This is a genomic window from Vibrio neptunius (assembly GCF_000967495.1).
Classification (GTDB): domain Bacteria; phylum Pseudomonadota; class Gammaproteobacteria; order Enterobacterales; family Vibrionaceae; genus Vibrio; species Vibrio neptunius.
Genome location: NZ_JXXU01000080.1, coordinates 1 through 9,277, shown reverse-complemented (window position 1 = coordinate 9,277; position 9,277 = coordinate 1). Strand labels below are relative to the sequence as shown.

Below are 9,277 nucleotides of genomic sequence, written 5' to 3'. Positions count from 1 at the left end.
GCTCACATAAGAAATGGAGCTAAATTGTATAAATATCGTTCAATTCAATTTCAGACTACACAACCATTATTATTATGATTTAACATTATTTATCAGCCCTACTCTCATTAACCCGCTAGTGATTTAGGGACAGGCACCATAAGCTATTTTCGCTTGGTTTATTAAATGCGCTTAGTACCGTTAATTTGCAGTTATATTGGCTTGATTTGAGGCCAAGGAAGTCACGCAAAACCAAGTGACCTTAGCTTCTCTAGTGGGGTTGGTGGGGTAGCTTTCAACAGTTGCTAATAAGGCAGCCTAGTTGGCTGCCTTATTGGTAAGTGGGCGATATCATCCGACTTTAAGCTGTCTACGCTCATACTGTTCTCGATATTCGTCACCATTTCGCCGAACTTATCAGGGTCTAGCTTCTCTTCTTCTGCTCTCTGGCTTAGCTCTTTTTGCTTCTGCTCTTCGATGTACTGTTCAAACTCAGCACCTTGCACTAAGCCTTGCATGCTCTTAGCGTGGGTAAGACATTGCTTTGGTGAAATTTTGATTGCCACTGATTGGAACGAACATGCAACTAGCAAACTAAACATAAGTTACTTAAATTACACTTTTAAATAATTTCTTATATAGACACTTCAAAAGTAACTTATAATGAACTTTTATATTAAGACGACCCCAACAGTAACAAAAGTACATTAAAAGGCACTTATGAAAAAAGGTAAAATGGTAAAGGCACAACCTATGCCTGATTTGAATACCGAGTTCAGTATGGAAACGCTGGGAGCCGCCATTCGCTCAAAGCGCACCGATAGAGGCTGGCGTATTGATGATCTCGCTTCAAAAGCCAATTTATCTCGTAAGACAATCATGAAGATTGAAAAAGGCGATACTAGCGTCACCTTTGCCAATGTACTTGTTCTCATGGATATTTTAGGGCTGTCGTTACGCCTTATCGACTTAAACCTACTTGTTCGTCCACACAACCAAATAACCTACCAAGACAAAAACAACGTGATAAGCAATGAGGATGGTTGGTATGAGTAAGTTGCAACAATTAGACGTGTTTATCGGTACGAATACCAAAATTGGTCGTTTAATTCTTCCTGTCGGAACAGAAACAGAGTTCTCATTCATCTATGAAGATGAATGGCAACTCATGGGTTTCCCGATTTCTCCACACATCCCTGTTGATGATAAGCCTTCGCCACGAAGTATCGAGAACTATCTCAGAAATCTACTTCCTGAAGGAGAAGCCTTTGAGGAGATGATACAAAACACCACTATTCCCAAAAGCAATACGTTTGGGCTAATTCGTAAGCTTGGTGCGGAAACATCTGGCGCGCTATCTTTTCGAGTCCCAAACTCAGAACCTGAGGAAACCCGCTTTAGAGCTGTCTCTGATGATGAACTAATTGAACGACTAGAGCGAAATTTAGCACCATTAGTGTATTGGGACGGTAAGGTTCGCCTTTCGGTTGCCGGTGTGCAAAACAAGTTAAACTTACTTAAGCGCGGTGATGAATGGGGATTTGGTGAAGGAAAATTGAGTTCGAACTACATTCTGAAGTTTGAAAGCGGTAAAGCACCGTGTATTGCTGTGAATGAGTTCTTTTGCATGACATTAGCTAAGCTAACAGGTTTGGACGTCGCTAATGTTGAGTTAACCCGTATTGGGAAGACTAGGACACTTGTCATAGAGCGGTTCGATCGTGCCTATATCGAGGCTCGTGATGTCGTTCAACGAAAACATGTGATTGATGGCTGTCAGGCGACTGACTTACCTCCAGGTTACAAATACGAGCGTCAGAATGGGGATGAAGGCGATGGTGTATATATGCGTGATGGCGTTTCTTTCCCACGCCTACTGAGCGTCAAAACCATAGACACAGTAATCACCAACCTAAAGCTTACCCAATGGATGCTGTTTAATCTAGCAACACAAAACTACGATGCTCATGGTAAAAATGTTAGCTTCTTCGTCACCCCTAAAGGCCTTGAACTGACCCCTTTTTATGATTTAGTCAACATAGAAGCTATTGCTCAAGAGGGAGCAAAACGCAACTCACAAAGCGGTAAATTGTCTGCTGATGAAGGGCGTGCCGCCAGTATCCCTAAATATTTTGCAATGTCGATTGGAGATTGGGAAAGTGAAGATTTTCAAAATCCGCCGCAAGGTAACTTCAAACACCCTATTACCAGCTATGATTTAGCTGAATTCGGTGCTCTGCTCGGCTATTCAGGCACCAAAATGGCTTCCATAATTGCAGAAACCATTGGTGCCATAAAGAATGCCCTGAAAGAAACGGTTGGACTTACCGAAGCTCAAGGAATCGATGACGGAGAGCGTGAACACATAGAACTCTGTGTCTCACTAATCCAAACAGAGTGTGACTACTTGTTAGCGCAAGCCGACAGTGTGCCAGAAATGAGTAAGCTTCTTTAAGAGCCAATGCAGGGGCGATCTATAGCAATTTGTCATTACTTAGCCATCTGAATCATTTTTGGACAGAAGTTTCTTAGCGACTTTACTAAATTAGCAATAAATGAATAACTTCAGGTACGGAAAGTCGCTTAGTTTTGTGTCCATTATTGATGGCTCAGATCATTTCGACGTTTACCCAAGTTCTTCCCAACTGAAAGATAGTTAACCATGCTCATGTATTGAGCATGGTTGAGGTGATAAAGCTTTAGCCGACACATATGCCAATCCCAAGTTGTTGAGCTAATCTATGTCTGGCTTTCCTACCTTGATAAATCCGCCTTAGCTTACTAACGTTCCTACTTGAATTAACTTGATAGACAAAGTGCGTAATCACGAGTACTGCTCTGGACTAGTTCAAGAGAAAGACTCAATGCTTTCGTAGTCAGTAATAATCTCTAAGACATCATCGAGATAGTCCGCCGCCTCTTTAGTGGAAGTATTCTGTCTGAGATAATCAGGTACTCTCAACGTAAACTCCTCATGAGTCATTGGCCTGTCCATAATCAAGCGCTCAATCATATCTGGACGCAGCAACTTCTCATGGGGCTCAGAGTTTGGATACTTTTTCTCGATAACCAGTTTGTAACGAGTTAGAGCCTCCTCTAGCGTTTTCGCTGCTTTGTGACTAAGCTCCTCCGTTGTCTTCTCTTTAACTTCAGAAATCGATTCCGTGCTGGTTTGCTGCTGAATAGGTGTAGAAAGCCTTTTGAGCTCTTCAATGATCGGTTTCAACTCAGCTGTAGGATGTTTAAACCAATCTGTTGACCATATCCGACGAATATTCCAGCCGAGCCCTTCAAGAACACCTTGTCTTACACGGTCTCTGTCACGCGTGGATTTGCTGCTGTGATACGTAGCCCCATCACATTCAATCCCCATTAGGTATCTACCTGGCATGCCAGGGTCTCGCACAGCGATATCGATGAAGAACCCTGAAACTCCAACTTGCGGAACACATTCGAAGCCCTTTCTGGTCAAGGCGTCCATGACCGAAATTTCAAAGTCACTATCAGGCTCTTTCTGTTGAACGCCATCATGCCCAATCAGCTGACCATGCTGAGCATACTTTAGGTACCCCTTCAGCGAAGTAACACCCAAGCTGCTGCTTTCATTTAAAACAATTTGATCAGCTGTCATTGAGCTGTAGATTTGGATACGTTTCTTAGCACGAGTAAACAGAACATTCAGTCGTCGCCAACCACTTGCACTGTTTATTGGACCAAAGCGTTGAGGAATATTTGCCGCACCTTTCTCCTGAGGCCCGTAGGTGAACGATATAAAAATCACATCGCGCTCGTCACCCTGAACGTTTTCCAGGTTTTTGATGAATAGAGGGTCGTCACTGCGTTGATTTAATTCATACTCCTCGCGTAAAAACCTATCTTTGCCAATCAGGCTCTCTAAATCCGCTTCAATGTAATCGCGTTGTTTGGAGTTCATTGCGACTACACCAAGGCTCTCTGATGATTTTGAAAGCAGGTGCTCCCTAATCGCAGCGACAACGGCATGAGATTCGCCGTGGTTAACACTATTCAAAAACTGTCCTTCTTGGACGTGATTGAATTTGATACCAAATTCATCCGATTGTCCCCAAGGGGATGGGAATACAACCAAGCTGCTGTCGTAGAAACGGTGGTTAGAGAAAGCTATCAGGCTTTCATGTCGCGAACGGTAATGCCATTTAAGTTGTCTCTTCTGGAAATGATCACTCACTGCATCAAGAATGCTCTCTGCATCATCAATTACGCCAACGTCCTCTTGATGATCTTCCGCATCATTCAACACTGTTTTTTCAAAGAATGACGTAGGTGGCAGCTGCTTGGAGTCACCCACCACTACAATTTGTTTACCACGGGCAAAACAGCTGAGCGCATCCTGAGGCTTCACCTGCGAAGCCTCATCCATCACTACGATGTCGAAAGTAATACTGCCCGGCGGAATATACTTGGCAACGGCCATCGGGCTCATCATGAAGCAGGGCTTGTATCCCACAAGAGTTGAGCCTGCACGAGTCACCAGATTGCGTATAGAAATATGACGGGTCTTTTTCTTAATTTCATGATCTAGCAGAGCATCTTCTGTGTAGCTTGCAACCTTAGCCCCTCTTGTTCCGCTAGGAATGTGTCTTTCGCTAGCTAAAGCTGCGACTCGTTTTCTCTGCAGAATTTTTAGCTCTTCATCATATTTGGCAAACTGTTGCTGAATTGCGGCCTGCTCATGGCCGGACATTTGTGTCAGTTCAGGACGCTCTTTGTATATTTCTCGAGCTAGCATCTGATAAGTCGCGAACTTAAGAGCATTTTGAGCCTGTTCAAGCGAGCAGCTACTCTGGCTCAAGTATTCATTTAGCCGAGAGTATCCACCTTTCTCCATACGAGCTTTAGCAAACAGATACTTGATCCAACCATCCAACCAATCCACACTGTTGATTGCTTTTTCATTGCGTTCGATGACGTGCTCTAGTTCGAATCCACTGTATTCAAACCACTGATCGCGATTTCCTCCCACCTGTTCGAAAAACTCCGACTCATCGTATTGAGCACGTCGCATGAGATCTTCAAGCACAGAGCCTATTTGCCTTAGCTCATCGATGGATTCAATGTTTGAGCATTGCTTTACGAGAGAAATAATGTCTCGCGAAGAACAGCGCCCATATAGCTCTTCAACGAAATCCATCGTTGCGGTGATACGAGAAAGTTCAGGAGAGACATGACCAGAGACTGGCACCGATAGAAGTGCAGCGTTGCCGAAATACTTTTTATCCAGCCCCTGATTTAGGAATGACTTAACTCGAGAGTCGAGTAGTTTGGCCGAGGTGATTCCGTCCCAAAGTAACTCTTGGGATATATTGGCATCGACAAGAAATCGCTGGCATGAAAATAGCTTTTTCTCAATTTCAATTTTCGCATTTTCGAGCGGCTTGCTGTCAGACGAAAAATCGATGTCTTCCGCAGCAAACACAGTCATTTTAGGGTAAACCAATGCAAGCCTTCTCAGAGCTTGGCTAAACGAGTCGATTTGCTGTCGAAGACCATCGCTGTTTAGTGTGTTTATTCCCCGGATAAATTCTGAAGGAAGCGAGAACAAAGCCTGAGCAAGCGTTACTCTACGCCCAAAACCGATACCATATTCCGCTCGAACTTTCTGATACCACTCCACCATAGAGCGAATCTTCTCTATGTCGGTTTCTGCGCCTTGGAAATGCTCCTGAAGCAACGAGCGGAATTTAGTGTCGTTGAGAAACGTATTACTTTCCTCTGACCAAGTAGCGGCTCTTTCTAACAGGACTGCAATATATTGGCTTGAATTACTTCCAGACTTTTTAAACCCTGAAACCGCTTTTTTCGCTTCTCGCCACGTCGGAGAAAGCCACGAAAACAGCCCTTTGCTTCTATAGGCTTCTGCATAGCGTTTTAACAACTCAATAGAGGGTAATGCTTCTGTATCCAAGCTCTCACTCAGTGTTCGCTTTTCATCACTCAGCGCTTGTACTCGTTGCTCCAAGCTTCCCAATTCATAGGCTAACTCTTCGCTATCCCAAAGTTCGTTTCTCAAAGAGAGATTGGCTGGTGGCAGTTCACACGACAGACGAACAAACGTATCCAACTCATTCAAGCCTTGCCTGCTGCATCCCAATAGTTGTTGCACAGCCTGGGGTAAATGAGGAGCCATTTCGCTTCGGGCTAAGTCAATTTTCGCACACGTGTCGATAGCAACCTGTAAAGAGCTTAAGGTTCTCGCCAGCTCACTAAATCCAAGCGTTCTATCCACGCCCAGCTCAGCCAGCCCACGCATTGCCAGTTCGATATCTTCAACGCGGTCTAGGTTTTCAATGACATCTTTTACGAAGTGTTTTCTTAGGTGGTAATAGTCTTCCGCGATAGATTGATAGAGAGCCAAATAGCTATCGAGCTCTTCAAACGACTCAGGCGTAATTTGTTCTATTGCAGTGAAAAGCTCATTTCCTTTAGGAGCTGGAATGTCAGCCCAAGAGCTGACAAATCCCTCAGCTTTCATCAAGTGATAATCAGGGTTGAGATCGAATGAATTGCACTGGTCTATGAATTTATTCAGCCAGTTTATGAGGCTGGAATTCCATTTCTGGAGCTGTCGAACCACGTCTTCTGGCTCTACTCCAGACAGTGCTTTGTTCGTGGCACCATACCAAGGGTGAGAGCCCCAATTGTCGCTATCATCAAGCTGCTGGCTAACACGCTTTAGGTAGTCATAAAATTGCGTTAACTGTTCGATTTTTTCATCTAGGATGGCACGGTTGAACGTGTCGCCGGTAAGATCATCAGGGACAACATCTTGAAATTGCAGGTTGGAGCATTCGCTACTGTAGCGAGTCGCCGCCATCAGTATCTCGTGAATGGTCAATCTGGTGTGCTTCCACTCCGCATTAATCATTTGGACATAGCTCTGCAACTTCTCGCGAGCGCGTTCATAACTCTCTACTTGGCGTTCATATTCAGCTGTCGAATATTTGAAGCTAGGAGAATTCGCAATACGCTGGTTAAAGTCATCCAACACAAGGCGTTTTTTCGCCCCATCGCTGTGCAAATCAAGACAAAAATCGCCAAGACCCGCTTTATCCATACGGCGCTTAACCACTTCCAACGCAGCTTGCTTCTCTGCCACGAAAAGGACACTTTTCCCCTGAGCCATGGCAGCTGCTAGAATATTAGTAATTGTTTGGGATTTACCGGTGCCGGGCGGTCCCTCAATGACGAGATTCTTGCCTTTCATCACATCGATAAGTGCGCTCATTTGAGAGCTGTCCGCATCTTCAATCATGGGGAAGTTTTGGTGAACGTTCTCTATTTCATCGAGTACATAGCTTTTCGCTTCATCACGGAAATCAACTTGTCTAGCTTCATCTTGGAAAAAGCGACGAAAGACCTCATGCTGAAGAATATTGCCCTCACCTTCCGGCCATTTTCTTGGATCGAGGTCTTTGTACATCAGAAGCTTACCCAAGCTAAGAGTCGCTAGGGTGCCAAAGCGACGAACCTGCCAAAGTCGAACCGTTTTATCGTTACTCTTTCTGGCAAGCAGCGCGCTAACTTCTTGAAAATACTGTTCAGGTGTAAGTAGCTTGTCTTCGCTGTCTGGTTCGGTAATTTCAGGAAGAGTGAGGCCAAACTCTTGCTGAAGTTTTTCACGAAGCACAAGGTTTGGAATAACATCCTCACCGGTGTACCGCAGGCGGTATACCGCTAGGCCATTTTGAAAGTGCTTTGTAATATTGACTGGCAGCATGTATAGCGGGGCCAAACGCTTTCTACCGCCTTCATCTTGCTCAACCCACTCCAGAAAACCCAAACACAAGAAAAGAATGTTGTTTCCGGTTTCATCTATAGCGGTTCTGGCATCTGTCGCGAGTTTTTTCAGACAGCGGGTCAGCTCTGCCTCAAAAAGCAGCGATTGGATCTCCAGATCTGTGTGCCTGTTATCGTCAACATATTCAGAATCGCGGGGCAATTCAAAGCTGTTGTGAATACCCAGAATACCCGCCCACTGCTTAGCATCAGGCTGCTTTTTAAGCTCAATGAACTTTTCATGTTCATCGTCCCATCGAAGAAAACCATGCTCGACAAGTTGTGTTGATGTCGGCTCTGGAACTGGCGCAACATGCATGGCCTTTTCAGACATCAACAATTTCATCAACTGGTCAGGTAGCTCGTCGACAATACGAACAAATGACCGCCCGTTCTGGTCCAAATTCAACAACCGAGAACGACCACCAGATGTATCTAGTAGCCTCTGCCGCATCCCTTCAAAAGCAGAAACAAGAAAGTTGTCGGGATAGACAATGGGCGCGTTGGTATTTCTCATCGGTTCACTCTTTGTAGATTGATTTTCTGGGCTCTTAGACGCTTGATGAACATTGTTTTTAGCTGCAGTCCGAATGGCTTTAATACGAACTCGCAGATCCGTATTGCGTTTTCTAACTCGACGGGAAGCTAAAGCGGCATCAATTTTCTTGAGTATCACGTCATTGTATTTATGTTTTTCGACCAACTCTTCCAGTTGATCTATTAAGTACTTGTTATATTCGTTGGACATGATTCATCACTGATGTAACTGTTTAACCGACAAATTTAATTTCTCAAGCAAGGCACTAAATGCAATAACCACGATACTAGTTGCTCTTATTAATCAAAAGTTCTGTTTTACCATTATCTTCGATGATAACCGTAAACGCATTGCGATCATCATCTTCCTTTTGTTGACTTCGTCAGTGCTGTCAGAAAAGAAGATGATTTCGCGGTGAATAGTCATATTCATTCTTTCTACAAAGCCAGAGTCCTAAGCGATAACTTCACTTTTAGCACTTCTCCAGTAGTTGATACTGTTCATGAGATCTTTACTGATATTGTTTTCCCGTTTGGGTATGTGATTTTGTAATTTCTAGGCATATTGACACTTCAACGAAACTGGCTTTGTATGAGCTTCCAACATTAGAAAATGTTGGTCAATATAATCGTTTTAGTTTAGTGAAGAGTAACAACTCTAAGCAGGAATGGGGCAGAAATGAGTCCATCCTGCGTGATTGACTTGTAAGTAGGAGTGGAGATTTTTAAACCACATATCTCGCCAGCAAACTAAAAAGAAAAACCATCAAGCCTAAATTTGATGGTTTTGATTCTTAACTGCCTATGCGGCAGGCCACTATTAACTATAGTCCCAGATGTTGTTTACGTGATATGACTTCTTGGTTTGGTCAAGCCTAGCAACATAAAGTGATTTAGAAGTGATTTAGGGACAGGCACCATAAGCTGTTGAGGGAGCACGAAACGG

At 44.0% G+C, this 9,277-nt stretch carries 3 protein-coding genes and 1 pseudogene; 2 read left to right on the top strand and 2 right to left on the bottom strand.

The genetic code is table 11. From position 1 onward, the window contains the following. Positions 1-299 precede the first annotated feature (299 nt). Positions 300-503: pseudogene (locus TW84_RS25280) on the bottom strand (type I restriction endonuclease subunit R, EcoR124 family); the annotation flags it as partial. 196 nt (positions 504-699) lie between these two features. On the opposite strand from TW84_RS25280, the gene TW84_RS21535 reads away from it, so the two are divergent. Both TW84_RS21535 and TW84_RS21530 read left to right on the top strand, forming a co-directional pair. Next, entirely contained in the window at positions 700-1,035 is a 336-nt protein-coding gene (locus TW84_RS21535; protein ID WP_045977669.1) for a helix-turn-helix domain-containing protein, read from the top strand. Further along, positions 1,028-2,434 carry a HipA domain-containing protein gene (locus TW84_RS21530; RefSeq protein ID WP_045977668.1) on the top strand — a complete coding sequence of 469 codons (1,407 nt, stop codon included), beginning with the start codon at positions 1,028-1,030 and terminating at the stop codon, positions 2,432-2,434. Before TW84_RS21535 ends, TW84_RS21530 begins: the two co-directional genes overlap by 8 nt. A 393-nt stretch (positions 2,435-2,827) precedes the next feature. Here the strand turns inward: TW84_RS21530 and hhe are convergent, their stop codons facing one another. Next, the gene (gene hhe / locus TW84_RS21525; RefSeq protein WP_045977667.1) at positions 2,828-8,542 is read right to left on the bottom strand and encodes a DUF4011 domain-containing anti-phage protein Hhe; all 5,715 of its coding nucleotides are present in this window, start codon (positions 8,540-8,542) and stop codon (positions 2,828-2,830) included. Between the last annotated feature and the right edge of the window lie 735 nt (positions 8,543-9,277).

Bases quoted from the DNA above. Each gene is read 5' to 3' on its own strand.
- TW84_RS21535 (WP_045977669.1), top strand. From the start codon at position 700: ATGAAAAAAGGTAAAATGGTAAAGGCACAACCTATGCCTGATTTGAAT.
- TW84_RS21530 (WP_045977668.1), top strand. From the start codon at position 1,028: ATGAGTAAGTTGCAACAATTAGACGTGTTTATCGGTACGAATACCAAA.
- hhe (WP_045977667.1), bottom strand. From the start codon at position 8,542: ATGTCCAACGAATATAACAAGTACTTAATAGATCAACTGGAAGAGTTG.